Source organism: Streptomyces fragilis, assembly GCF_003112515.1.
Taxonomy (GTDB): Bacteria; Actinomycetota; Actinomycetes; order Streptomycetales; family Streptomycetaceae; genus Streptomyces; species Streptomyces fragilis.
Window position 1 is genome coordinate 616,684 of sequence record NZ_BEVZ01000004.1, and the last position, 24,042, is coordinate 640,725.

A 24,042-nucleotide genomic window follows, 5' to 3' on the forward strand; every position below is an offset into this window, starting at 1 on the left:
GCCCCCGCGAACGGGCAGCCGGGGCTACGCTCGTCGGCATGGCGAACCGCGTTCCGTTCGACGAGGCGCTGCTCTCCGGCGTCGGCACCCCCCGCGAGGCCGACCTGCTGGACAGCAGTCCGCGGTCACGGGTGTGGCGGGTGCGGCTGGCCGGCCCGGAGACGGTGATCGTCAAGCAGATCGCCGACGGCGGGGACGCGGGCGCCGACGCGGACACCCGCTTCGCGCGGGAGGTCGCCGGTCTGCGCCTGGCGGGGCGGGCGGCGGCGCCCGCCGTGGCCCCCGCGGTGCTCGCCGTGGACCCCTCCTCGCGGCTGATGGTCCTCGAGCACGTCGACGACCTCGGCAGGACGGACGACTGGATGCCGGGGTACGCCGAGGCGCTCGCCCGGCTGCACGCCCTGACCGGACCCGCCGACGCGGAGGCGCTTCCGCGCTTCTCGGGCCCCACGAGCGCCGACGCGGAGTCCTTCCTCGCCCTGGCCAAGGCCCTGGACGTGCCCGTGCCGTCCGAGGTCCCCGGTGAACTCGGCGGCCTGCTGGAGCGGCTGGACCCGGCCGCGCACCATGCGCTGCTGCACGGCGACCCCTGCCCCGGCAACGACCTGCGCACCGCCCAGGGCGTGCGTTTCGTCGACTTCGAGCGGGCCTCGCTCGGCAACGGCCTGGTCGAACTCGCCTACTTCCGCATCGGTTTCCCGACCTGCTGGTGCGCCATGTCGGTCACCGGGGCCCCGCTGGCGGAGGTCGAGGACGTCTACCGCGCCACCTGGCGGAACCTCACCGGCCGGGACGTGCCGGGCGACCTCGCCGACGCGTGTGCGGGCTGGCTGATCCAGGGCGACGCGCTGGTCGAGCGGGCCCACCGCGGGACGGCCGACCAGCTCGCCCGGGTGCCCGCCGAGGACTTCACCTGGGGCTACGTCTCCGCCCGCGAGCGGCTCGTCCACCGTCTGGGCGTGGTCGCGGGGCTGACCCGCGACCACGACCACCTGCACGCCCTGGGCCGCCTCTGCTTCGCCCTGGCCGGCCGTCTGCTGGAGCGCTGGCCGCGCCTGCGCCCGCTCCCGCCGCACGACACCCGCCCCTGGTACTAGGGCGGCGACGGACCGCGCGCCGACGCGCTACGTGGAGGCGACGAACGTCCGCACCAGTGCCGCGAGTTCGGGCGCCTGGTTCAGCAGGGCGGACCAGTGGCCGGCGGGCAGCTCCCGGCGTTCGAGGTGCGGGACCCACTCCTCCAGCCCTTCGCTCAGCGCGGGGCTGACGAAGCTGTCCTTGGTGAGGGTGACCAGCTGGACCGGCACCTCGGTGGGACGCCGGCGCGGCCTGCGCAGCCGCTGCCGCATGTTGGCCCGGTACAGCTCGATGCCCCGCACCGCGTCGGAGGCGAGGGTGGCGGCCGGGTGGCCGGGGCGGGGGGTGACGCCCTCGAACACCCGCAGCACCGTGCCCCACCGGCGGGCCAGGCCGAGCTTCCAGGCGGCGGGCGCCAGCGCCGGCAGGTGGAAGAGGTAGATGTACCAGGAGTGCACCCCCTGGACGGCCAGCTGCCGCAGGTGACGGGCGCTCGGCCGGCGCATCCGGCGGCGCAGCCAGAACCCCATGTGGTCCAGGCAGGGGCCCGACATCGTGGTGTACGAGGCGATGCGCGCGGCGGCTCCGGGGTCGGTCACCGCCTCCCAGGACTGGATGGACCCCCAGTCGTGGGCGACGACGTGCACGGGCCGCCCGGGACTGACGGCGTCGGCGACCGCGAACAGGTCCCGGGCGAGCAGTTCCAGGCGGTATCCGGCCCGGTTCGCCGGGGCTTCGGAGTCGCCCGCGCCGCGCACGTCGTAGCGGACCACGTGGTGGTCGGCGGCCAGCACCTCGGCCACCTCGTCCCAGACGTGATGGGTGTCCGGGTAGCCGTGGACGAGCAGCACGGTCGGCGCGGCCGGATCCCCCTGCTCGCACACGGCCAGGGAGACGTCCCCGGAGGTGACCCGGGTGCGGCGCACCTCGGCGGCGGCGCTCACCGGGCCACCGCCCGGTCGACGGGGAACGCGGGCGGCCCGGGGAGGCGGGGCCGGGCTGTGGCTGTGCTCATGGCTGCGGGGTCTCGCCTTCGTCGGTGGCAGCGGCAGGGGTGACGGCGGGAGCGGGGACGGCGCCGGGGGCCGGCACGTCCGGTGCGAGAAGGGTTCCCTCCTCCGCGCGGGAGACGCAGACCGACATGTGTCGCCGCACGGAGTTACCCAAGGTAAGCGTTGTCGAATTCCTGTCAATAGGACCGGCTCTCGCAGTTCACCTCCCGCACCGGGGCGGAGGCGGGCTTGGATACCGGTACGACGAACGGGCCGAGGAGGGCTTGATGCGCTGGACCGTCCATGCCGAGCACGCGCTGCACGACACACCCTGGGTGCGGCTGCGTAGCCTGGACGTCGAACAGCCCGACGGGACCCGCGCCGACTACCACGTGGTCAGGCTGCGCGACGTGGCCGTGACGGCCGCCGTGGACGCGGACCGGCGGGTCCTGATGATGTGGCGCCACCGCTTCGTCACGGACACCTGGGCCTGGGAGCTGCCGATGGGCCTGGTCGAGGACGGCGAGGACCCGGCGACGGCGGCGGCGCGGGAGCTGGAGGAGGAGACGGGGTGGCGCCCGCGGTCCCTGCGCGAGCTGGTCTACGCGGAGCCCGCGGCCGGGATCACCGACGCCCGCCACTTCGTGTTCCGCACCGACGACGCGGTCCGGGCGGGCGAGCCGACCGAACGCAACGAGTCCGACCGCCGGGAGTGGGTCCCGCTGGACCGGGTGCGCGGGATGATCTCCCGGCGGGAGATCGTCAGCAGCGCCACGCTGGTCGCTCTGATGGCCCTCCTGCTCGACCCGGCCCCCGCGGAGGGCGGCCCGGCCGCCGACTGACGCCGCTCCGGACGTCGCGTCCTCGCGGGGCCACGGCGCGCGGGCGGAGGGTCAGGGTCGCGGCCGGATACGGCTGTGGGCGGTCAGTTCCAGGTCGACGAACGCGGCGATCATGGCCCGCCAGACCGCTTCGGCGACCTGCGGACTGAGCCCCGCCCGCTCCGCCTCCGCCCGGGCGGCCGCGACGACGCGCTCCACGCGGTCGGGCGCCCGCACCGCCTGCTCGTCCTTCTTGAAGCCGGCCGCGGCACGGACCAACTCCTCGCGCCGCGCCAGCAGTCGGACCAGGTCGGCGTCGAGGGCGTCGATGCGGTCGCGTATCTCGTCCAGTGAGGCGGGGGTCCCGGGCTGAGGCATGGGCCCATGCTTCCAGCCCTCGCCCCCGCGCGGGGCGCTTTCACCCGCACGCGGGGGCAAGGCCGGAGCCGGGGCGGCCCGGTCAGTGCCCGCGGGGCCGCCCGCCCCCGCACAGGGCCCAGATGACGAAGGCCGCCAGCACGATCACCACCACCGACCACAGCGGCGAGTACGGCAGCGACAGGAAGGAGGCGACGACCAGGAAGAAGGCGACGGCCACCCCGCCGGCCCGCCCCCACCGCTCCCGCCGGAACAGCCCGAGGGCGACGAGCGCGCCCAGCACGCCCAGGGCCAGGTGCATCCAGCCCCAGGCGGTCAGGGTGAACCCGAACACGTAGTGCGGCGCCGCGACGAAGACGTCGTCCCCGGCGATCCCCATCACGCCCCGCAGGAGGTCCAGGACCGAGGCGAGCAGGAGCATCACGGCGGCGAAGAACCTCAGGCCGTCGGGCGCTCCCGCTGCCGCCGCAGGGGCGTGCCGGTCGTGCTTCGCGGTCATGGTGTGCCTCGTTTCGCGGGGGAGGGACGATCGGGACGCGGTGACCGGACCCTCGGAGCCTCGGGCGCGGTGACCGGGCCGCTCGGACCCTCGGGTCAGGAGCCGGAGGGCTGCGAGGACGGGCCGGGGCCGGCCGGACCGTGGCCGCTCAGGACCAGTTCCTTCGCCCGCCGGAACTCCTCGTCCGTGATGTCGCCCTTGGCGCGGATCTCCGACAGCCGGGCCAGCTCGTCCACGCTGCTGCGCCGCCCGCCGTCCCCGCCGTCCGCGAAGTACTCCCGCAGTTCCTCCCGCTGCGCGCGCGCCTGGGCGCGCTCCCGGCGGCCCATGTCCTTGCCCCGGACCAGCACGTAGAGGAAGACGCCCAGGAAGGGCACGAACGTGCAGACGACGAGCCAGCCGGCCTTCGCCCAGCCGCTCATCGCGTCGTCGCGGAAGACGTCGATGATCACCCGGAACAGCAGGGCGAACCACATGACCCACAGGAAGAACACGAACATGGTCCACAGGGCGCCCAGCAGGGGGAAGTCGTAGGCCAGATAGGTGGGAGCGTGCATGTCCGTCCTCCGTCCCGTGCCGCTCCGGAAGGGTTTCTCCCGGCAGCGGGGGTGTACCGGTGTTCAGGGTGCCCACGGCGGCGGGGGCGCGGCCTCACCCAGCACGGGTGACCCGGCGGCCGCCCGGCCGCGTCGCGTCACTCCGGCAGCTGCCGCATCTCCACCACCCGCAGCCCCAGCGACCGGCAGCGCGCCAGCAGGCCGTACAGGTGCGCCTCGTCCACGACGGGGCCGTACAGCACGGTCTGCCCGGCCATCACCACGTGGTCCAGCTCCTGGAAGGTGCTGGCGAGCGTCTCCGACAGGTGTCCCTCGACTCGGATCTCGTAGCGCACGAGGTGTCCTTCCCCGGACCAGGCGTCTCCGGCAGGTCCGACGGTGCCCTCTCCCCGCGATGCTCCACCCCCGCTCCCCCGCCTGCCTCACCCCACGAAGGTGACCGGCTCACCGGGCCCGGTACGCGGGCGGCGCGGGCCGGTCACTTGAGGACGACCTTGAAGGAGATGATCAGCAGGCCGAGCAGCAGGTTGACCGACGCGGTCACCGCCACCAGGCGCCAAGGGGCGCCCGCGCTCCGCGCCGCGGCCACCGACCAGCCCACCTGCCCGGCGACGGCCACCGAGACGGCGAGCCACAGGGCGCCCTGCACGTCCAGGCCCAGCAGCCCGCTGACCGCGACCGCCGCGGCCGGGGGGACGGCGGCCTTGACGATCGGCCACTCCTCCCGGCACACGTGCAGGACCGCCCAACGGTCCGGCGCCCGCTGCGCCAGGCGCGCCCCGAACAGGTGGGCGTGCACGTGCGCGGTCCAGAACACCACGCCGGTGAGCAGCAGGAGCAGCACCAGGTGCAGGCGCGGGAACCGGCCCAGGCTGCCGGCGCCGATCACCACCGAGGCGGCGAGCATGGATCCGTGGACGCCGCCGGTGTAGTCCTGCCGGGTCCGTCCCGCCCCGCCCTCGCCGTCGGCGCGGTGCGCCGTGGCTCCGCCGGAACCGGTCCGGTCCTCACCGGGCGTTCCCGGTCTGCCGGAGGTCGCGGACACGGGCCTCTCCCTTCACGTCGTCCCGCACGTCACGGCCGTCCCGGCGTGCGGCCCAGGGCCAGCCGGGTCACCTTCCGCCAGTCGGTGGCCGCGGCGCGGGACGGGCGCAGCCGGCGCCGGCGCGGCACGCGGACCCGGAGCGCGCCGGGCTCGATGCGGCACACCACGGGCGACGGCAGGACGACGTGCTCGCCGTCGATGCCGGCCGGCAGGGTGGGGTCCGTACCCGCGTCCGTGTCCGTACCCGTACCCGTGTCCATGTCCATGTCCATGTCCGCGTCCGTGTCCGTGCCGGCCGTGACGACGACCTGTTCGGCGGTGAGCCGGATCAGGCCCTCCGCGTGCGGGCCCCGGGCGAGGCCCGCGGCCTGGGCGGCGTTGGCGACGCGTACGCACACCACGCCGAGCAGCCCCGTGTCGAGCCGTTCCCGGCGCCCGGGCCGGGCCGCGTCGACGGCCCGTCCGTAGGGGTTGTTGCTGACCAGCAGGGCCTGGAGTCCGTCCACGCCGACGTCGCCGGCCCGCATCCGCAGCCGGGGCGCGTCCTCGCCGGTGAGGAGCGCCGGCATCGCGCGCAGGGCGGTGCCCGCCTTGGCGTCGCGGTACGCGGGGTCGGTGACGACGAACCCGTACACGCCGAACGACGCGTTGTTGACGAAGACCCGGTCCGCCGCGAACCCCAGGTCCACCCGGACCTCGGTCCCGTGCGCCAGCGCGTCGAGCGCGCCCGCCGGGTCCTCGCGGTCCAGGCCGAGGTCGAGGGCGAAGTGGTTGCGGGTGCCGGCCGGGATCACCATGAACGGCACGTCGTGGCGGGCGGCCACCTCGGCCACCAGGGCCTGGGTGCCGTCCCCGCCCGCCACCGCGAGGAGGTCGGCTCCCTCGGCGACCGCCTGCCGGGCCAGTCGGGCGACGTCCTGGCCCCCGTCGAGCAGGACCACCCGGCAGCCCGCCGCCTCGGCCTTCTCCACCAGGTGGAAGCGGCCCACCTTGCCCCCGCCGGAGCGCGGGTTCATCAGCACCCAGGGCGCGCGGGGCACCTCGGCGGCGGCCCGCCCCCGCTGCCGCGCGGCGGGGGGCCTCGCGGGCCCCAGGGCGGTGCGCGCCGTCGTGGAGGCCAGCGCCCACAGGGCGAGGGACAGCAGCGCGGGCAGGAGCATGCCGGAGACGGCGAACAGGACGAGGACGGCGGTGGGCGCGGCCACCGCGACGAGGGCTCCGAGCACCCGCAGGACGCCGGTGTGCGCCAGCACCCACCAGAGGCCGACCGCGGCGAGCGCCGGCCCGGCCAGGCCGAGCAGCACCCACAGCACGCTGCGCAGGCCGGCGGCGACCAGCAGCACCGCCACGCTCGCCACCAGGGCGAGCAGGGCGAGCCGCGCCCGTCCCACGGCGCCGACGGGGGCGGCTGTCGCCGCCCCCGTCGCCGCGGGTCCCCGTCCGGTCCTGGTCCCGGTCCGGTCCCTGTTCCCGCCGTCACGTGCCACCGGTCGTCCTGCCTTCTCCGCGGAGGACACCGGCCCTCAGCGGTCGAACCCGGAGTCGCGATGGACGCACAGGGCCCAGATGACGAAGCCCGCGATGGCGATCATCACCAGCGACCAGATCGGGTAGTACGGCAGCGACAGGAAGTTGGCGATGATCAGCAGCGAGGCGATGGCCACGCCCGCGACCCGCGCCCAGAGGGCGTCCTTGAACAGCCCGAGGGCGAGCAGGATCCCGATGATGCCGAGGATCAGGTGGATCCAGCCCCAGCTCGTCAGGTCGAACTCGAACACGTAGTTCGGAGTGGCGACGAAGACGTCGTCCTCCGCGATGGCCATGATCCCCCGGAAGAGGTTGAGCAGGCCGAGGAGGAACAGCATCACGGCGGCGAAGGCGGTCAGGCCGCTCGCCCAACCCTGCTTGGCCGTGTTCGCCGACCGGGTCTGAGTGGTGTGGGACGCGCTCATCGTGCACCTCGTTTCGTGTGGTCCGGACGCTCGGCGACCGGTGGGTACCAGGTCAGCGTGGACCGGCGGGCCCCCCTGGGGCCTCACCCGGCAGGGGTGAGCCGCGGGGGACCCGCGGGTGGTGCCATGGAGGGCACGGTCGCCGTGTCCGCACGGGTCCCACCGGGTCCGCACGGGGCCGCACGTGCCCGCACGTTCCGCCGTGTCCGCGCGGGGCCGCACGTTCCGCCGTGTCCGCGCGGGGCCGCACGTTTCCGCACGTGTCCGCACCACCACCAGGAGGCCGGACGATGACCGTGTCCAGCGCTTTCACCCCCTCCCTGTCCCCCGCCGAGCGCGCCGCGTACGGACAGGACGCTCGCGCCCGGGTGCCGCGGTCGGGCCACGGCCGGTACGAGCCGGCGAAGGGGCGCTTCGACCCGATCCGCCTGCTGGAGGAGCAGTCCCGGTCCCGGGTCGCCGAGCTCGTGCCGATCCGCTACGGCCGCATGCTCGAGTCGCCGTTCCGCTTCTACCGCGGGGCCGCGGCGATCATGGCGGCGGACCTCGGGCCGCGCCCCGACACCGGGCTGCGGGTCCAGCTCTGCGGTGACGCCCACCCGCTGAACTTCCGGCTGCTGGCGTCCCCGGAGCGGCGGATGGTCTTCGACATCAACGACTTCGACGAGACCCACCAGGGGCCCTTCGAGTGGGACGTCGAGCGGCTGGCGGCCGGGTTCGTGACGGCGGCCCGGGCGAACGGCCTGTCCGTGCGGCGGCAGGACGAGGTCGTGCGGGCCTGCGTGCGCGCCTACCGGGAGCGGATGCGGCAGTTCGCCGGCATGCGCACCCTCGACGTCTGGTACGCGCAGGACGACGCCGACCGGATACGGGAGCTGGCCGCGACGGCGGACGCCAAGGCCGGGCGCCGCACCGCCGAGGCCGCCCAGCGGGCCCGCACCCGGACCCACCTGAAGGCCTTCGCCAAGCTGACCCGGGTGACGGACGAGGGCCGCCGCATCGCCTCGGACCCCCCGCTGCTCACCCCGCTGCGCGAGCTGCGCGACCGGCCCTCGGAGGCCGCGCGGGCCCAGGAGATGCGGACCGTCCTGGACGGGTACGCGGAGTCCCTGCCACCCGAGCGCCGGCACCTGCTGCGGCACTACCGCCTCGTCGACATCGCCAGGAAGGTGGTCGGCGTCGGCAGCGTCGGCACCCGCTGCTGGGTGGTGCTGCTCCTCGGCAGGGACGACGACGATCCCCTGCTGCTGCAGGCCAAGGAGGCGCAGGAGTCCGTCCTGGCCGACCACGTGGACGGCGAGCGTCACGAGAACCAGGGCCGCCGGGTGGTGACCGGCCAGCACCTGATGCAGACGACCAGCGACATCTTCCTCGGGTGGACGCGCGTCGTGGGCCTCGACGGGCAGGAGCGGGACTTCTACGTCCGCCAGCTGTGGAACTGGAAGGGCATCCCGCGGCCGGAGACCATGGATCACGAGCTGCTCGTGCTGTTCGCCCGGCAGTGCGGCGCCTGCCTGGCGCGGGCCCACGCCCGCTCCGGCGATCCCGTCGCCGTCGCCGCCTACCTGGGCGGCGGCGACCGTTTCGACCGGGCCGTCGCCGAGTTCGCCCAGGCCTACGCGGACCAGAACGAGCGGGACTTCGCGGCGCTGCGGGCCGCCTGCGCCTCGGGCCGCCTCCCCTCGCGGAAGCTGTGAGGGGGGCGGACGGCGCCGAGGGGCGGGAGCGGCTGGGCTGCCGCGTACTCCTGCCGGGGGGAGGCGGGGCCCCCGGGATCAGAGCAGTTCGAGCTCGCGGGCGCGGCGCACCGCGTCGCCGCGCCGGTTCACCGCCAGCTTCCGGTACACGCTCTTGAGGTGGGACTTCACCGTGTTCACCGACACGTGGAGGTCCGCGGCGATCTCCTCGGCCGACATCATCCCGGCCAGCCGCACCAGCACGTCCCGCTCCCGCCCGCTCAGCTCCGCCGCCACGAGGTCCGGGGGCGGCGGGGACGACGGCCGTTCCCCGCCTCGCGCCGACGACCCGGGCGTGAGCCAGCCGGCCGCCAGCTCGCGGGTGCCGCCGGAGGCCAGGACCGGCCGGATCCAGGCGCCCGCGTCGAGGAAGGGGCGCCGCAGCCGCTCCCGGCGGGCGTCGAGGAGCGCCCGCTCGACCAGCTTGCGCGCGGTGGCCGCGTCCCCCGCGGCGTCCGCCGCCCGGGCGCGCACCAGCGCGGCCCGCACGGCCACCGCCGGGCCCGTTCCGCCGTGGGCGCGCAGGCCGTCGAGCAGGCCGGCGGCCGCCCCGGCGCGCCCGGCGGCGAGCTGGAGCGCGGCCGCCTCCACGGCGCAGGCCGGCTGGTCGCCGGACACGCCGTCGAGCAGTGCGGCGGCCGCGTCCGGGCGTCCCTCGGCCAGGTGGGCGGCCGCGGTGACGACCGCCGCGTGCCCGGAGGCCCACGGCGAGTCCTCGACGGCCGCGACCGGGAGCGCCACGGCCTCGGCGGCGGCCTGGGCCCTGCCCTCGGCGAGCAGCAGACGGGCGGTGACGAGGGCCCTGCCCGCCGCCGGCACCGGGTCGCGCCCGCCCGGGGCGAGGTGGCCGGACGCCGGGTCCCCCGTGCCGAGCAGTTCCCCGGCCCGGTCCGGTTCGTGGCGGTCCACGGCCACGGCGGCCAGCACCAGCCGGGCCAGGCCGGAGCCGGAGGGCTCGGCCAGCCCCGCCCGCTCCTCCTCGGCCAGCGCCGCCAGCGCCCTGCGCTCCGCCCTGCCGGTCCAGCCGGTGAGGTGGTCGAGCAGCGCGAGGTGCCCCAGGGCGTCCTGTCGGGGCAGCACGGTGGAGGGTCCGGCGGGGACGCGCACCACGGCGGTCAGCGCGGCGCGCGCGTCCTCGAACCGTCCGGCCCACAGGCGTGCCGACCCGACGTGGGTCAGCAGGAGGGCCGTCAGTTCGGGGTGCTCCTCCAGGAGGCGTTCCGGGACCTCCCGTCGCAGCTCGTCCGCCGCCCGGGCGGCCTCGTCGGCCCGCGTCGGGCTGCCGGACAGCCGGGCGGCCAGTGCCTCCAGCAGCGTGCGGCTCAGCCGGACGGCGGCCGGGTCGGGCAAGCCGTCGGCCAGGCACTCCTCGGGGAAGCGCCCGGTGGGCAGGCCCGCCTCGGCGCGGCGCAGCCGGGCCACCGCGCGCTCCGGGTCGCACCGTGCCAGGTCGCGGGCCGCCCGCACCAGCTCCGTCGCGGGGGTCCGGGCCTCGGGCCCCATGCCGGAGAACAGTTCCGTCAGGTCGCCGGCGCGCAGCCCCGTGAAGAGCCCGCCGATGGCGAGGTCGCCGACGAGGGCTCCGGCCGCGAAGTCCCACTCCCCCGCCGCGGCACCGTGGGCCAGGGCCTCCGGCAGGAAGCCGGACCGGTGCAGCCACCGTGCGGCCCGCCGGTGCAGCTCCGGCTCGAGACCGGGCAGCCGCACCCGCAGGTGGGCCCGCAGGATCTCCCCGAACAGCGGGTGGAGCCGGTACCAGGACTGTCCGAGGTCCTCGACGAAGGCGTTCGCCCGGTGCAGGTCGACGAGCAGCGGCTCGGCGTCGACCCGGCCGGTCAGCTCGTTCGCCAGGTCGGGGCAGAACCGTTCCAGGACGCTCACGCGCAGCAGCAGGTCCTGCGTCCGCGCGGTCCGTCCCTCCAGCACCTCGGCGAGCAGGAAGTCCGCGATCGCGCTGTGCCCCGCCTCGAACTCCTTCAGGTAGCCCTCCGGGTCCGGGCTCTCCCGCGCGGCCAGCGCGGACAGGCCGAGCCCGGCCGCCCAGCCGCGGGTGCGGTCCACCAGGGCGCGGGCGGTCGGCACCGAGAGGTTCAGCCCGTGCAGCTCCAGCAGGGAGACGGTCTCCTCGGGCGTGAACGCCAGGTCGGCGGCGCGGATCTCGGTCAGCCCGCCCGCCGCCCGGTAGCGGTGCAGCGGGAGCAGCGGCTCGGTGCGGGTGACCAGGACCAGGTGCAGGCAGGGCCCGGCGTGGTGCAGGACGAATTCGAGCTGCTCGGCGACCTCCGGCGCGTCCACCCGGTCGAACTCGTCGAGCACGACGACCACGTGCCTGCCGCTCGCGTCCAGCTCGGCGGCCAGCGCCGCCAGCAGTCTGCCGTCCACCTGGGAGGCGTCCGCCGGGAGCGGCCCGGGGCCCAGGGCGCCGCAGCCGCGGAGTGCTCCGAGCAGGTACGCCCAGAACACGCCCGGCCGCTCGTCGCCCTCCTCGACGGTGAGCCAGGCGACCGGCTCCCGGAGGCCGGCCACCCAGTCGGCCGTCAGCAGGGTCTTGCCCGCGCCGGCCGGCCCGTCGACCAGCGTGAGCGGGGTCCGCAGCGCCCGGTCCAGGTGCCGCACCAGCCGGGGGCGCGGCAGGTACGCGGCGGGCCGCGCGGGCGGCACGATCCGGGTCCGCAGGAACGGGTCCGGCGGCGGCTCCCCGACGGGCCCGGCCGGCTCCGTCACGGGACCCGCGTCGCTCCCGGCCCCGTACCCGCTTCCGCCCCCGGTCCCGCTCCGCTTCACTGCCACAGCGCTCACCACCACTGTCCGCAGGGCATGGGCCGCCCGGCCACCTCTCCAGCATCCCAGCCCGCCGGCCGGCGCGCGCGGCGGGCGTGACGTGCGGCAGGCCTCCGAGGCGCGCGTCGCGCGCCGTGCAGGACGCGCGGCCGAGGCCCGTCACCGTGGGAAGGGACCGCGGGACGGGGCCGCTGGACGGGGACCATGGGCGCCGCGGCGTCCCGGCCGCGGGGCCGGGTCACCCCAGCAGGGCGGCCGCGTGCCGGCGTGCCTCTTCGAGCCAGGTCCTGCGGGTCGCCTCGTCGGAGCCGGTGACCGTCCGGAACACGACCCGGCGGACGTCCTCGACCCCCACGTACGGCAGGACGCACGCCGCCCAGATCCGCTGGAGGGGGTCACCGAACACGGCGGCCTCCCTCTCGGCGGGCGTGTCGGAGGTGTTCAGCACCAGCGCCCGGCGGGCCCGCAGCATGCCGTCCGGCTCGCCCTCCGCGGTGCCCAGCTTGTAGGCGACGCCCGGCACGAACACCCGCTGCACCCACCCGGTCAGCACGGCGGGCGGCATGCCCCACCAGTTCGGGTGGACGAGGACCAGGACGTCCAGCGTGGCCACCTCCGCGCGGTGCAGCGCGACCTGCTCGTCGCCGTCGTCCGCCGCGCCGATCCGCACGGTCTCCGTCTCCTGCGCCGACAGCACCGCCGGGAAGCCCTCGGCGCACAGGTCGTGCGCGACGACCTCGCAGCCGCGGTCGCGCAGCTCCCCCACCACCGCGTCGAACACCGCGTGGTTGAAGCTCCCGGCCCGCGGATGAGCCAGATACACCCCTGCCCGCATCGTCACTCCCCGTCCCCGTCCCCTCGTCGTCAGGCCCCGACTGTTCCACTGCGGCAGCGCCCGCCACAACCGCCACGACCGTCACGACCGTCACGACCGCCGCGACCGTCACGGGCATCGACGACGGCATGGACGACGGCCCCCCGGAGAGCCCCCGTCGTCGTGGCAGGGGTCGGGGGGCCGTCCGGGTGGTGACGGGTCTTCTCGCCCGGGTGCCTGTTGGGGGGGAGTCAGCTCCAGGCGGGGGCGGTGAACATGCTGGCCGCGTTGTACCCGGCGTGCGGGTAGGAGGCGCCCCAGCCGGCGGCCTCGGGCTGGGTGCGGTGGAAGTCCGCGGCCACCAGCGTCGCCAGATCGAAGTAGGCCTCGCGGGTCCGCGGCTTGAGCTGGTCCAGGTCGACCTCGGCGCCCGTGGCGAGGTGCTCGTCGAAGGGGACGATCACGACGCCCCGGCAGCGGGCGTGGAAGTGGTGCACCACGTCGTCCACCCGCACGTTCTTGCTCTTCCGGCGGGCCTCGGAGATCACCGTGATGCTCCGCTGGACGAGGTCCTCGTAACCGTGCGCGTTGAGCCAGTCCAGGGTGGTGCTGGCGCTGGTCGCACCGTCCACGCTGGGCGTGGCGACCAGGATCAGCTGGTCCGCGTGGTCGAGGATGCCCCGCATGGCGCTGTGCAGCAGGCCGGTGCCGGAGTCGGTGAGCACGATCGGGTAGTGCTGGCCGAGGCAGCCGATCACCTGCCGGTAGTCCTCCTCGCTGAACGCCGTGGACAGCGCGGGGTCCGCCTCGTTGGCGAGGATCTCCAGCCCGCTCGGGGACTGGGACGTGAAGCGCCGGACGGCCATGTAGTTGTCGATGTTCGGGATCTCGGCCACCAGGTCGCGGATGGTGGCACTGGTCCCGCAGCGCACCCGCCGGCTGAGGGTTCCGGCGTCCGGATTCGCGTCGATCGCGACGACGCGGTCCTGCCGCTCGGTGGCGAGGGTGGCGCCCAGGGCGGTCGTGGTGGTCGTCTTGCCCACTCCGCCCTTGAGGCTGATGACGGCAATCTTGTGGCACTGGGTCACCGGGGTGCGCAGGACGGCCAGCTTCTGCTCCCGCTCCCGCTCCGCCTTCCTGCCGCCGATGCGCAGGCGGTTCAGGCCGCGGCGTTCGCGGGGCTGCTTGCGCAGCAGGCGGGCGGAGGAGAGCTCGACCGCGGCGCTGAGCCCCAGGCCCCCGGCGCGAGCGGCCGGGTCCGGCGCCGGCCAGTGCGCCTGGCCGTAGTGGCCCGGCGGTCCGTAGGGCTGCGGCATTCCCGGAGCGCCGGGCGGCGGCGCGTACCCGCCCCAGCCCGCCTGGGGGCCGTGCGGAGGCGGCGGCGGGTGCTCCACGCCGGGGCCGTTGCCGGGGCCCGCGCCGTGCACGGCGGGCGCGTGGTGCGCGGCGGGCGCGTGGTGCGCGGCGGGCGCGTGGTGCGCGGCGGGCGCAAAGTGCTGCTGCTGCGCCGGGCCGGGAGGTACCGGGGCCTGCCCCACGGCGTTCGGGTGCCCGTCGGCCGGGGCCTGCGCGGGCGTCGGCACGAGGTCGGCCCCGTCGGATCCCTCCGGCCTCCGGTCGGTCGTGGGGCTGCCGCCGGAGGCGTCGCGGTCGTTGGTCACGGTGGGTCCTTTCGCATGGGTGGGAGATCCGTCGGGCACCGGGTCGGCGGCATGACGACAGCCCTGCTCCGCGGCCGACGGCAGGGACCGGCGGCCGGAGCGGAGGCGTGCGGCGTCCGCGCGGGGCGGACCGTCGGAAGCGGCGGCGGGAGGGACCGGCGGTCCCGCCGTGGCGAGGCTCCTGCCCCGCGGCTCGGACGAGCGGGTGCGGCGCCGGGGGCCGGCGTCACGCTTCCGGCGGGGCGTCCGCCCGACGTCCGCGGGGGTGAGCGCTGGGGTGAGCGCGGGGGTGAGCGCGGGACGCGCCCCGGACACCGGGGGGAGGGCGCGTGGCTGCCGGCCTGCTCGCGCCATCACGGCCACCCCCGTGTGGTCCGCGCCGGGCTCCAGCGGGCGTGGCGGTTTCACCGAACCGGTGGGCGCGCTCGGGGGGTAGACACGGGCGAGTGTGCCGTCCTGGGTGAAGGTCAGACCGAGGGATATGAACTGTTCGACGGTCAGCACCCGCTTCTCCCCCCGCACGACGTGCGGGGGCGGCTGCCAGGCCGGGCCACGCTCCTTGCCCAGCCCGGCCTTGCCCAGCCCGGCCGACATCGCGTACGTGGTGTGGAGCCACTCGTTGGCCTGCAGGGCGCGCTGCACGTCGGGCGGGACCTCGACGCGGCTGCGCACCCGGAACCGTCCGGCCTTGAGCTGCGGGGTGCGCTGCAGCTGCACCTTCAGCGGACCCACGAACGAGTAGTGCTGCTGCTCGGCGTACTCGCGGAGCTTGTGCACCAGTTCCTCGCCGAGCATGACCAGGCACGAGCTCTGCACCTCGTGATCGCCCGGGTTCAGCTCGATGACGAAGCAGTTGGGCACGATGACGCAGTCGCGGTCCCAGATCCTGGCATTGATGTCGCACTCGCGTTTGAGTGCGCCGATGTACTCCACGGGCTGGACCGCGGACTTGAACACCTTGGCGAACGCGCCGTTCACCATGGTCTCGAAACTTCGTTCTATTTTGTTCAACGCCCCCACTACGGCCTCCGGGGTGACGATCCGCCGTGACTTGATCAGACGATCCGAAGAGATTGCGGATAGTGGTGATATAGCCACCCGGCGTGATCAGGCGCGGCGTGTCGCCGGAATTCACCGGATCGGTCGCCGGACCGGCCTCTCCCGGGCGACGCCCAGGCGCCGGCCCCCGGGGAAAATTCGTTTGGCGACCATCGGGGGATGTGGTCGGATCGGGGGCAACGGGGGCGGCTCCCCGGCGTGCATCCTTCTCACCTTCTTGAAAAGACCCGGCGCGCCCACTCTCCGTCCCCGTTCTTCGTTGTTCTTCGTTGTTCTTCGTTTCCGCCGTCCCAGGCCGTCGTGGGGGATCTCCTGTTGCTGCTCGCCGCCGAGTCCGTACTGCTGCGCCGCATCCGGACCGTGTACGTGGACCCGGCGTCCGCGTCCGGCGGCGGAACGGGGCCGGGCGGACCGGCACTGCGCCGGCTGGAGGCCGAGCTGCTCGGCCGCGGTCACGTGCTCACCCTGGCCCTGCACGAGGCGCTCGCCTCCCTGACGCCCGAGGACCTGGCGGCCGCGCACACCCGGCTGGTCGGGCTGGTCGACGCCCTGCTCGGCTCCGACCGCACCCACACGCCGCTCTTCCGGGGCTTCCCGCGCACCGTGCCCCGGGACACCGAGGCGCTGTACGTGGACCGGGTCTTCGCGTTCCTGCTGCAGCAGCCGGACCAGCCCTGCGTGCTGTGCGGCGAGGGGCGCACGGTGTTCCCCGTCTCGCCCTGCGCGCATCTGGTGTGCCGCCTGTGCTGGGACGGCTCCGACTACGCGGGCTGCCCGGTCTGCCACCGCCGCGTCGACGCCGACGAACCCTTCCTGCGACCGGTGCGGGCCGTCGGAGCCGCCAAGGCCCCGGTGCCCGGTCCGCTGCGACTGCTGTGCCTGGGCACCGACCGGGCCCGGGACGCCACGGGTGTGGTGGACGCCCTGCTGGCCCGCCGCACCCCGCTGTCCCCGCAGGACCGGGACGACCTGCTCACCCTGCTCCCGCTCACCCCGGCCGGCCGGGGCGTGCTGCCGGCGGAGATCCCGGTCCGCGAGACCAAGGCGACGGTGCTGGGCGCGCTGGTGCGCGAGGCGTGGGACGGTCCGCGGGTCCGGACCCTGCTGGCCGAGCGGCTCACCACCGCCACCGACGTGCTGCGACTGCTCGCCGTGCTCTCCGGCGGCGACGCCGGCCTGGTCTCCCCGTCGCGCTTCACCACCCTGCCCCGCCCACTGCGGCGTGACCTCCTCGCGGTCCTCGACGGCCTGCCCACGCCGTACCTGGTGGAGGACGTGCTGCGTCACCCCACGGCGTGGAAGCGCGCCGCGGAGGTCCTGCACCCCTTCGAGCGGCACGCCCGCCATCCGCGTGCCGCGCTCGCCTTCGCCGTCCTCCGGCGGACGCCGGTCGATCCCGGCACCTCCCTCGGCTCCGCCCTGCTGAAGACGGCCGCCGCGCATCCTGACGCCGTCCGCGCCGACGAGGGTCCCGCCGCCGACGACCCCACCGGTGGCGGCCCCATCGGTGGCACCGCCGCCGACGACGCCCCCGCCGGCGGCCGCCGGATCCGTCCGGCCACCTGGGCCGGGCGGCTGGAGCAGGCGATCGCCGAGGGCGACGCGGGCCGCGCCGCGCTGATCGCCGGGGAGCGTCCCGGCGAACTGCTGCGCCGGCTCGACCAGTTGCTGCGCCTGCACACCTCCGAGGAGCTGGCGCCCGAGCTGGAGCGGGCCTTGCTGCGCGGGCTGCCGAAGGTGGGCCCCGGCCCGCTGCTGTCGGCGTTCGGCGCGCTGCGGGTCAGGTCCGAGGACCGCACCGGCCGCCGCCGGGTCTTCTTCCCGCGCGGCGACGTCACCCGTGCCCTGACCGTCCCCGAGCGGCGTGCGCCCCTGCCCGCCGCGCTGGTCACGGCCGCGGTCACCCTGCTGCGCGCCGAGGTGCTGCGCCGCTTCACCGCCGGGGAGCCGTACGCGCTGTCGGTGCTGGACGCGGGCCTGGCCGACCTGACCGTGCCGTTCACCGAGCGCTCCACCGCGAAGTCCCTGGTGGCGGTCCCCCGCGGCAGCACCCAGACCCTGCCCCCGGGCGCGGTGCTGCGGCTGTTCCTGCACTGGACCGAACCCGAGGGCATGCGCACCGACCTCGACCTGTCGGTCGCCTTCTTCGACGCCGACTGGACGTTCACCGGCCTGTGCGACTACACCAGCCTGGTGCACGGCGCGAAGGCCGCGGTCCACTCCGGCGACCTGACCTCCGCCCCCGCGCCGCGCGGCGCCACCGAGTACGTCGACCTGGACCTCAAGCGGCTGGCCGGCCAGGGCGACGTGTACGCCGTCCCCCTGGTCCTCAGCTACAACAACGTGCCGTTCGAGGAGCTGGGGGACGCCTTCGCGGGCTTCATGGCGCTGCCGGCGCAGGGCCCGCGCGACGCCTCCTACGATCCGCGCGCGGTCCGTCAGCGCTTCGACCTGGCGGGCGACTCCAAGGTGTGCCTGCCGATGATCGTGGAGCTGGGCCGCCGCCGGGCCCTGTGGACGGACACCCACCTGCCGGCCACCGGCGGCTTCCAGAGCGTCGGCTCGCACGGCGGCGCCCTGACCGCCGTGGCGCGGGACCTGTGGGAGCAGTTCGGCTCCGGCAGCCGGACGACCCTGTGGGACCTGACGGTATGGCGGGCCGCGGCACGCTCGCCCGAGGTCGCCGTCGTGTGCCGGGAGCCGGAGCCAGCGCTGCTCCGCTTCCGGCGGCGCCCGGACGAGGACACCGCCGCCTTCGCCGTGCGGGTGCACTCCCTGCACGCCCCCGAGGAGCGGCTGCCGCACCCGGACCCCTCCGCGGCGGCGGCCGAACTCGCCGCCGGCGCACGGGTGTTCCTCGCCACGGTGCACGGGGACATCGGCCCCGCGGGAGCCACCGGCACCTGCTACCGCCTGTTCCCCGGAGCCGGCGACGCCTCGGAGTCCCTGACCCGGGTGGCCGCCGGCGACCTGGTCGCCGAACTCACCCCCGCCCCCACCGCGGCCCCCGCCCTCCCGTCGCCCCGCCCCGCCGGTGATACCGCCCCGCTCCCGCCCCGGCGCGCCGAGTGACGGCGGCGCCACGCTCCCCCGGGGTCGCGTGAGGCCTCCCCGGCGCTGGGCCGGCGCGGCGCGTGCTACCGCTCCGGCCGCCGGTCTCGCACGAGGGTCGCCAGGAAGTCCTCGACCTCCTTCGACGTCCTCAGCCGGTGGAAGGCCAGGTGCCGGTTCCGCGGGTCGCGCATGGCCGACTCGTAGCGCTCCTGGACGCGGGGGTACGAGGTCCACGCCCACCACAGGATCGAGTCCTCGCCGCGCCAGAAGTGCAGACCACTCCAACTCTCGCGGTTGCCGTTCCACAACTCCTGCCGGGTCGCCGCTCTCCGCACGGTCCGGCGCAGGCAGCGCCACATCACCCGCCACCGGGAGGGGTTGACCCACACGACGGTGTTGGCCCGGTCCCACGCGAGGGTGCCGATCTTGCTCTGGTAGTTGCCGTCCACGATCCAGGCGTCGGCGGCCGTGGCCCGCCGGACCCGCTCGCTCAGCTCCTCGGCCGAGGCCTCGGACCAGCCGGGCCCCCAGTGCAGCGCGTCCAGTTCGATGTACGGGACACCGAGGACGTCGGAGAGCCGCCGCGCCACCGTGGACTTCCCCGACCCCGAACACCCCACCACCGAAACCCGCTCCACCGCGCCACGCCCCTCCGGTCCGACCGCCACTCCGACGCGCCATTCAACCGGAACCCGCACCGCCGGACACCCGCCCCCGCGAGCCGGACACCCATCCCCAACTCACCGCCGGCGGGCGACCTTTCGACGCCACTCGAATCCATTGGACGCCCGCGAGCCCGGTGCCAGTCTGATCACGCAAGCGCAGGACGCACCCATCCGACCGCAGGAGAAACCCCGTGATCTTCGTCAACCTCACCACGACCGACCTCGAGCGCAGCAAGGCCTTCTACACGGCGCTCGGCTGCGACATCAACCCGATGTTCACCGACGAGAACGCCGCGTGCGTCGTCTGGGACGAGAACACCAACTTCATGGTCCTCACCCACGGGCACTTCTCGCAGTTCACCGACAAGCGGATCGCCGACCCGCACGCGGTCGCCCAGGTGCTGGTGTCGTTCTCGCGTGACTCGCGGGAGCACGTCGACAAGACCGTCGACGCCGGCGTGGCCGCGGGCGGCCGCGAGCCGCGCGCCGCGCAGGACCACGGGTTCATGTACGGCCGTTCCCTGGAGGACCCGGACGGCAACATCCTGGAGTTCCTCTACATGGAGCCCCAGGCCGCCGCGCAGGGTCCGGAGGCGTACGTCGCCGAGCACGGCGCGGGGCCGGACCCCGTTCCCGGGCGGTGACCTTGGCGGCGAGGACCCCGGACGCGCTCGTCCCCCGCGTCAGGCGCGGTGGACGAGCGCGTCGCCGAGCGGCGTGCGCGCGTGCAGCACGCGCCGCCCGGCGCGCCGGGAGGCGATGAGCCCCGCGGCGCGCAGGGCGTCGAGGTGATGGGACGCGGTGGAGGCCGCGATCCCGGCCTCTTCCGCGCTCTCCGTCGTCGACAGCGGCGTGCCGAGCGCGACGAGCACGGCGGCGCGGCTCTCCCCGAGCAGGCCCGCCAGCGCGTCCGCCGCATCGGCACGGTGCCACACCTCGGACACACCGAGCGCGGGGTAGAAGAGCGTCGGCTGCGCGGGCGGCTCGGTGAGCACCGCGCAGTGCCGCCCGAAGAACGACGGCACGAGCACGAGGCCCCGCCCCTGGCAGTCGACGGTCTCCTCGTGCCGTTCCATCCGCACGCGCACGGTGTCGAAGCCGGTGTCGGCGCTCCACTCGACGGCCTCGCCGAGATCGGCCGCCATCCCGGCCAGACCGTCCGCGGTCATCCGTCGCACCCGGGAGCCGATGTCCGCGTGCAGCATGCGTTCGACCTGCGGCCAGTACGGCGCGAGTGCGACCTCCCAGAACGCCTCGACGTGCCGCACGATCATGGCGCGGATCCGCGCGGGATCGGCCGCCATCCTCTCGAGCGCGGCCCGCGCGACGCCGGCGCTGCGGATCGCACGCTTGCGCAGGTCCACCGAGATCGGCTCGAGCGGCGCCTGCCGCAGCCGCTCGATCTCGTCCGCGGGCGTGAGGTCCCACGACGGGGCCGACGTGAACAGATCGGGCGCGTAGCCGGTCTCACCCACGACCAGGCGCAGCAACTCCAGGGAGTCCCGCGGGACGTCGGCGCGGACGGCGCGCAGCCATCCCCACTGCAGCGGCTGCTCCTGCGGCCGCACGAGGGTCCGCACCGCGTGGACGATCTCGTGCCCCGGCGACACGCCGAAGCGGACGGTGGAGATGTCCTCCGAAGCCAGGCGGAACTCGACGTACTTCTGCGGCACGTCGAGCAGGCTACCGCCGGCCCGCCCCACCCGGCCGAGCGCGGTCCGGCTCGTCCAGCGCGAGCTGGAACGGGAACGTCTGCGGGAGCTGATCGCCGCAGCCGAGGCCGAACGCGGTCCGAGGACTCCCCGCGGGCAGACACCTGGGCCCGACCCGCCGACAAGCGGGTCGGGCAGCGCCTTCGACGGAACGTCAGAAGTTGAAGCGGAACGTGAGGTGTACAGCAGTCACCTGCGGAAACGCCCGTTCGGTGGCCGTGAACCAGCGTGGAACCAGCAAAGGTCGGTCGTTGTGGGCTTTCAGCACTCGTCCGGATCACCCGGAACCTCGGCCGCCGCCCGCGGATCCATGATGTCGGACCACGCCTGCTCCGCCGGCAGGAGCTCCCGCTCGGGCAGCGCGTACTCCGGATACCAGCCCTCCGTGTCGCACCCGGGCACGTGCCGCAGGATCAGCGGGGTGACATTCGGTGGGACCGACCCGGTGATCCGTACGGCGAGGTACGTCTCGTGGCCGTCGTCCGCACGGACCTGCAACCCGATCGTGAAGGTGTCGAACTCGACGGCGTGTTTCCTGCCGTCCCTCAGGGACGCTCTCGTCAGATCGCGCGGCGTCGCGCGCAGCCGCCGGGCGAAACGTACGGCGGCTTCGGCCTGGTAGCGGACGTGGTCCTCACGGCCAGGCAGAAGGCGTCCGGCGGGTCATGCACCAGCAAACAACCAGCAGAGGTGACCGCCCCGGAATCACTCCACCAGTGGACTTCAGAACACATTCTGAATTAAGCTGTCCGTTATGAGCGCCATGACCGTGGACACCGTGACCTTCTCCGACCTCTCGCGTCGTCCCAAGGAGGTGGCCGAGCGCGCTGCCCAGCTGGGGCGGGTCCGGGTCACACATCGCGATGCGAAGGACTTCTACCTCACCGCGGCCGACAAGGAAGACCTCCGCGACCAGTCGCTCACCACCGCTTCGCGGATATTCCTCGCCCTGATGAAACACGACGCGACGGCCCGCACCCTGCTGCTCGCCATCCCCGATGTCTTTCCCTGGGTCCGGCACCTCCACGAGGAGGAGATCAGGGAGTTCACGGTGGAGCTCGTCGCTGCCCTCTCCGACGCTGCCGAACTGGACATCGACATCCCCGTTCAGGAAGTCATCGCCGGCTGGCGCGCCACCGCACGCATCAAGAGCGACCCCCAGACCTACCGGGAGGCCGGCTCCCCGACCACTGGCGACCACGGAAGCGTGGACGTCACCCCATGAGCCCCAAACGCGGCGACCGCGTCACCGTCCCCGCATCGGAAAACCACTGGGAGATCCGCTTCGGCACGACCGACGCCGTACGCGGCTGGGAAGCCGCTTGGCACTGGCCAACACCCGCCGCTGCTTTGAAACCCTCCGCACAGATCCCCGCTCCCGCGCCAACCCCGAGCGCCAGCACCGTCTCCGCAGCGACCTCGCCACCCACCGGCACAACGGCACCGACATGGAGCAATGGGAATACGAGGTAACCAGCGGCGGCCGCGTCCGCTACGCAATCGACGACGACAGTCACACCATCTGGCTGATCTACGCCTCACCCCGGCACCCGAAGGACACCGACCGCTGACCGGGGCCCCGCCCTCAAAAGGCAACTCCCAGGAGTGGGCTTGAACCAGCAGTCAGCCAGCACTGCATCTGAAGGACACCGCCGCGCGTGCCCTCGGTGATCGCGCCCGGGCACTCATGCAGGCGAGCGTCTGAGCCGGCGAACCAGCGACCAACCAGCGCGCGTCCGGCATCACAGGGGTGACCACAGCGGACGAAACCGCCGCGGGCCAACCAGCAGAAAACCAGCACCGGGAACGCCAGCGGGGCCGGACCGAAACCGGACCGACCCCGCTGAGCAGCAGGTTTGCCAGCTCGGCCGAGACCGAGCTATGGCACCCACTACACGTTGAAGCGGAACTCCACCACGTCGCCGTCCTGCATGACGTACTCCTTGCCCTCCATGCGGGCGCGGCCCTTGGAGCGGGCCTCGGCGACGGAGCCGGCCTCGACAAGGTCGTCGAAGGAGATGACCTCGGCCTTGATGAAGCCCTTCTGGAAGTCCGTGTGGATCACGCCGGCCGCCTCGGGCGCGGTGGCGCCCTTCTTGATGGTCCAGGCGCGGGTCTCCTTGGGACCTGCGGTCAGGTAGGTCTGCAGGCCCAGGGTGTCGAAGCCGACGCGGGCGAGGGTGGCGAGACCCGGCTCCTCGGCGCCGACGGACTGGAGGAGCTCCATGGCGTCCTCCTCGTCGAGCTCGGCGAGGTCCGCCTCGAGCTTGGCGTTGAGGAAGATCGCCTCGGCCGGGGCGACCAGCGCGCGCTGCTCGTCCTTGAAGGTGTCGTCGGTCAGCTCGTCCTCGTCGACGTTGAAGACGTAGAGGAAGGGCTTGGTGGTGAGCAGGTGCAGGTCGTGCAGCAGCTCGTTGCGCTCGGTGCCCTGGACGATGCCCTGGGAGAAGAGGGTGTCGCCGCGCTCGAGGATCTCCTTGGCCTCCTCGACGGCCTTGACCTTCGGCGCGATGTCCTTCTTGATCCGGGACTCCTTCTGGAGGCGCGGGAGGACCTTCTCGATGGTCTGGAGGTCGGCCAGGATCAGCTCGGTGTTGATGGTCTCGATGTCGTCCTTCGGCGAGACCTTGCCGTCGACGTGGACGACGTTCTCGTCCTTGAAGGCGCGGATGACCTGGCAGATCGCGTCGGACTCGCGGATGTTCGCGAGGAACTTGTTGCCCAGACCCTCGCCCTCGCTGGCCCCGCGGACGATGCCGGCGATGTCGACGAAGTCGACCGTGGCCGGGAGGATCCGCGCGGAACCGAAGATCTCGGCGAGCTTCGCCAGGCGCGGGTCGGGGACGCCGACGACACCCACGTTGGGCTCGATCGTGGCGAACGGGTAGTTGGCCGCCAGCACGTCGTTCTTGGTCAGGGCGTTGAACAGGGTCGACTTGCCGACATTCGGCAGACCGACGATTCCGATCGTGAGCGACACGTTGCGACTTCCCGTTGCATGAGGTGAAGAGGGCGGGCGGGCCTGAGGCGGACCGATCCCCCAGTCTACGGCGTGCCGGACGGGGCACCCGTAACTGTCGAACATCAGACCAGTGCGGACCCTGGGCGTGTCATTAGGGCTATTCAGCACATAAGCAGACCTAGGTTGTGCGAGTGGAGCATCACAGGACGACGGGAACATCACGGTCGGCCGCCCGGCCCGCGCCGGCGTCACGACGCGACGCCCGCGCGGGGCTGCC

Annotated in this window: 22 protein-coding genes; 7 read left to right on the forward strand and 15 right to left on the reverse strand. The window is 74.4% G+C overall.

Annotated features, from left to right (window positions below; genetic code table 11):
* Nucleotides 1-38: 38 nt before the first annotated feature.
* Nucleotides 39-1,097 carry a phosphotransferase family protein gene (locus Sfr03f_RS16000; RefSeq protein WP_108954565.1) on the forward strand — a complete coding sequence of 353 codons (1,059 nt, stop codon included), beginning with the start codon at nt 39-41 and terminating at the stop codon, nt 1,095-1,097.
* Nucleotides 1,098-1,124: 27 nt separating this feature from the next.
* Here the strand turns inward: Sfr03f_RS16000 and Sfr03f_RS16005 are convergent, their stop codons facing one another.
* Nucleotides 1,125-2,021 carry an alpha/beta fold hydrolase gene (locus Sfr03f_RS16005; RefSeq protein WP_218028155.1) on the reverse strand — a complete coding sequence of 299 codons (897 nt, stop codon included), beginning with the start codon at nt 2,019-2,021 and terminating at the stop codon, nt 1,125-1,127.
* Nucleotides 2,022-2,356: 335 nt separating this feature from the next.
* Here Sfr03f_RS16005 and Sfr03f_RS16010 point away from each other — a divergent pair, with 335 nt between their 5' ends.
* The gene (locus tag Sfr03f_RS16010) at nt 2,357-2,911 is read left to right on the forward strand and encodes an NUDIX hydrolase (RefSeq protein ID WP_108954566.1); all 555 of its coding nucleotides are present in this window, start codon (nt 2,357-2,359) and stop codon (nt 2,909-2,911) included.
* Nucleotides 2,912-2,962: 51 nt separating this feature from the next.
* Here the strand turns inward: Sfr03f_RS16010 and Sfr03f_RS16015 are convergent, their stop codons facing one another.
* The 7 genes from Sfr03f_RS16015 to Sfr03f_RS16045 all read right to left on the reverse strand — a co-directional run bounded on the left by Sfr03f_RS16015 (nt 2,963) and on the right by Sfr03f_RS16045 (nt 7,321).
* Nucleotides 2,963-3,268, reverse strand: coding sequence for a chorismate mutase (locus tag Sfr03f_RS16015; RefSeq protein WP_108954567.1), 306 nt, complete (start codon nt 3,266-3,268; stop codon nt 2,963-2,965).
* Nucleotides 3,269-3,350: 82 nt separating this feature from the next.
* Entirely contained in the window at nt 3,351-3,767 is a 417-nt protein-coding gene (locus tag Sfr03f_RS16020; RefSeq protein WP_108954568.1) for a DUF7144 family membrane protein, read from the reverse strand.
* A gap of 95 nt (nt 3,768-3,862) precedes the next feature.
* Nucleotides 3,863-4,324, reverse strand: a complete 462-nt coding sequence (locus Sfr03f_RS16025) for an SHOCT domain-containing protein (protein ID WP_108954569.1) — start codon at nt 4,322-4,324, stop codon at nt 3,863-3,865.
* A 137-nt stretch (nt 4,325-4,461) separates the two neighbouring features.
* Nucleotides 4,462-4,659, reverse strand: a complete 198-nt coding sequence (locus Sfr03f_RS16030) for a DUF8691 family protein (RefSeq protein ID WP_108954570.1) — start codon at nt 4,657-4,659, stop codon at nt 4,462-4,464.
* A gap of 143 nt (nt 4,660-4,802) precedes the next feature.
* Nucleotides 4,803-5,369 carry a hypothetical protein gene (locus Sfr03f_RS16035; protein WP_245967576.1) on the reverse strand — a complete coding sequence of 189 codons (567 nt, stop codon included), beginning with the start codon at nt 5,367-5,369 and terminating at the stop codon, nt 4,803-4,805.
* Between the two features lie 29 nt (nt 5,370-5,398).
* The gene (locus tag Sfr03f_RS16040; protein WP_245967577.1) at nt 5,399-6,760 is read right to left on the reverse strand and encodes a diacylglycerol/lipid kinase family protein; all 1,362 of its coding nucleotides are present in this window, start codon (nt 6,758-6,760) and stop codon (nt 5,399-5,401) included.
* A 132-nt stretch (nt 6,761-6,892) separates the two neighbouring features.
* Nucleotides 6,893-7,321 carry a DUF7144 family membrane protein gene (locus Sfr03f_RS16045; protein WP_108954571.1) on the reverse strand — a complete coding sequence of 143 codons (429 nt, stop codon included), beginning with the start codon at nt 7,319-7,321 and terminating at the stop codon, nt 6,893-6,895.
* 290 nt (nt 7,322-7,611) lie between these two features.
* Here Sfr03f_RS16045 and Sfr03f_RS16050 point away from each other — a divergent pair, with 290 nt between their 5' ends.
* Entirely contained in the window at nt 7,612-9,018 is a 1,407-nt protein-coding gene (locus Sfr03f_RS16050; RefSeq protein WP_108954572.1) for a DUF2252 domain-containing protein, read from the forward strand.
* Nucleotides 9,019-9,096: 78 nt separating this feature from the next.
* On the opposite strand, the gene Sfr03f_RS16055 is transcribed toward Sfr03f_RS16050, so the two are convergent.
* The 3 genes from Sfr03f_RS16055 to Sfr03f_RS31545 form a co-directional block, all read right to left on the reverse strand.
* Complete coding sequence (locus Sfr03f_RS16055) at nt 9,097-11,781, reverse strand: winged helix-turn-helix domain-containing protein (RefSeq protein ID WP_108954573.1); 2,685 nt, start codon at nt 11,779-11,781, stop codon at nt 9,097-9,099.
* A gap of 295 nt (nt 11,782-12,076) precedes the next feature.
* The gene (locus Sfr03f_RS16060) at nt 12,077-12,673 is read right to left on the reverse strand and encodes an NAD(P)H-dependent oxidoreductase (RefSeq protein ID WP_108954574.1); all 597 of its coding nucleotides are present in this window, start codon (nt 12,671-12,673) and stop codon (nt 12,077-12,079) included.
* Nucleotides 12,674-12,903: 230 nt separating this feature from the next.
* Entirely contained in the window at nt 12,904-15,333 is a 2,430-nt protein-coding gene (locus Sfr03f_RS31545; RefSeq protein ID WP_281262838.1) for an FhaA domain-containing protein, read from the reverse strand.
* 357 nt (nt 15,334-15,690) lie between these two features.
* On the opposite strand from Sfr03f_RS31545, the gene Sfr03f_RS16070 reads away from it, so the two are divergent.
* Nucleotides 15,691-18,444 carry an MXAN_6230/SCO0854 family RING domain-containing protein gene (locus Sfr03f_RS16070; protein WP_108955016.1) on the forward strand — a complete coding sequence of 918 codons (2,754 nt, stop codon included), beginning with the start codon at nt 15,691-15,693 and terminating at the stop codon, nt 18,442-18,444.
* A 65-nt stretch (nt 18,445-18,509) separates the two neighbouring features.
* On the opposite strand, the gene Sfr03f_RS16075 is transcribed toward Sfr03f_RS16070, so the two are convergent.
* Nucleotides 18,510-19,064, reverse strand: a complete 555-nt coding sequence (locus Sfr03f_RS16075; RefSeq protein ID WP_108954575.1) for a P-loop NTPase family protein — start codon at nt 19,062-19,064, stop codon at nt 18,510-18,512.
* A gap of 218 nt (nt 19,065-19,282) precedes the next feature.
* Here Sfr03f_RS16075 and Sfr03f_RS16080 point away from each other — a divergent pair, with 218 nt between their 5' ends.
* A complete protein-coding gene (locus Sfr03f_RS16080) occupies nt 19,283-19,735 on the forward strand; it encodes a VOC family protein (RefSeq protein ID WP_108954576.1) in 453 nt (150 codons plus the stop codon).
* Nucleotides 19,736-19,774: 39 nt separating this feature from the next.
* On the opposite strand, the gene Sfr03f_RS16085 is transcribed toward Sfr03f_RS16080, so the two are convergent.
* Nucleotides 19,775-20,764 (reverse strand): ArsR/SmtB family transcription factor, encoded by a 990-nt coding sequence (locus Sfr03f_RS16085; RefSeq protein WP_108955017.1) that lies wholly within the window; start codon nt 20,762-20,764, stop codon nt 19,775-19,777.
* Nucleotides 20,765-21,064: 300 nt separating this feature from the next.
* Nucleotides 21,065-21,301 (reverse strand): hypothetical protein, encoded by a 237-nt coding sequence (locus Sfr03f_RS30790; protein WP_174721594.1) that lies wholly within the window; start codon nt 21,299-21,301, stop codon nt 21,065-21,067.
* 256 nt (nt 21,302-21,557) lie between these two features.
* On the opposite strand from Sfr03f_RS30790, the gene Sfr03f_RS16095 reads away from it, so the two are divergent.
* Together Sfr03f_RS16095 and Sfr03f_RS16100 are read left to right on the forward strand one after the other, a co-directional pair.
* A complete protein-coding gene (locus Sfr03f_RS16095) occupies nt 21,558-22,028 on the forward strand; it encodes a hypothetical protein (protein ID WP_108954577.1) in 471 nt (156 codons plus the stop codon).
* Nucleotides 22,029-22,125: 97 nt separating this feature from the next.
* The gene (locus Sfr03f_RS16100; RefSeq protein WP_245967578.1) at nt 22,126-22,374 is read left to right on the forward strand and encodes a hypothetical protein; all 249 of its coding nucleotides are present in this window, start codon (nt 22,126-22,128) and stop codon (nt 22,372-22,374) included.
* 320 nt (nt 22,375-22,694) lie between these two features.
* Here Sfr03f_RS16100 and ychF read toward each other — a convergent pair whose 3' ends face one another.
* Entirely contained in the window at nt 22,695-23,783 is a 1,089-nt protein-coding gene (ychF, locus tag Sfr03f_RS16105; RefSeq protein ID WP_108954578.1) for a redox-regulated ATPase YchF, read from the reverse strand.
* Nucleotides 23,784-24,042 lie beyond the last annotated feature (259 nt).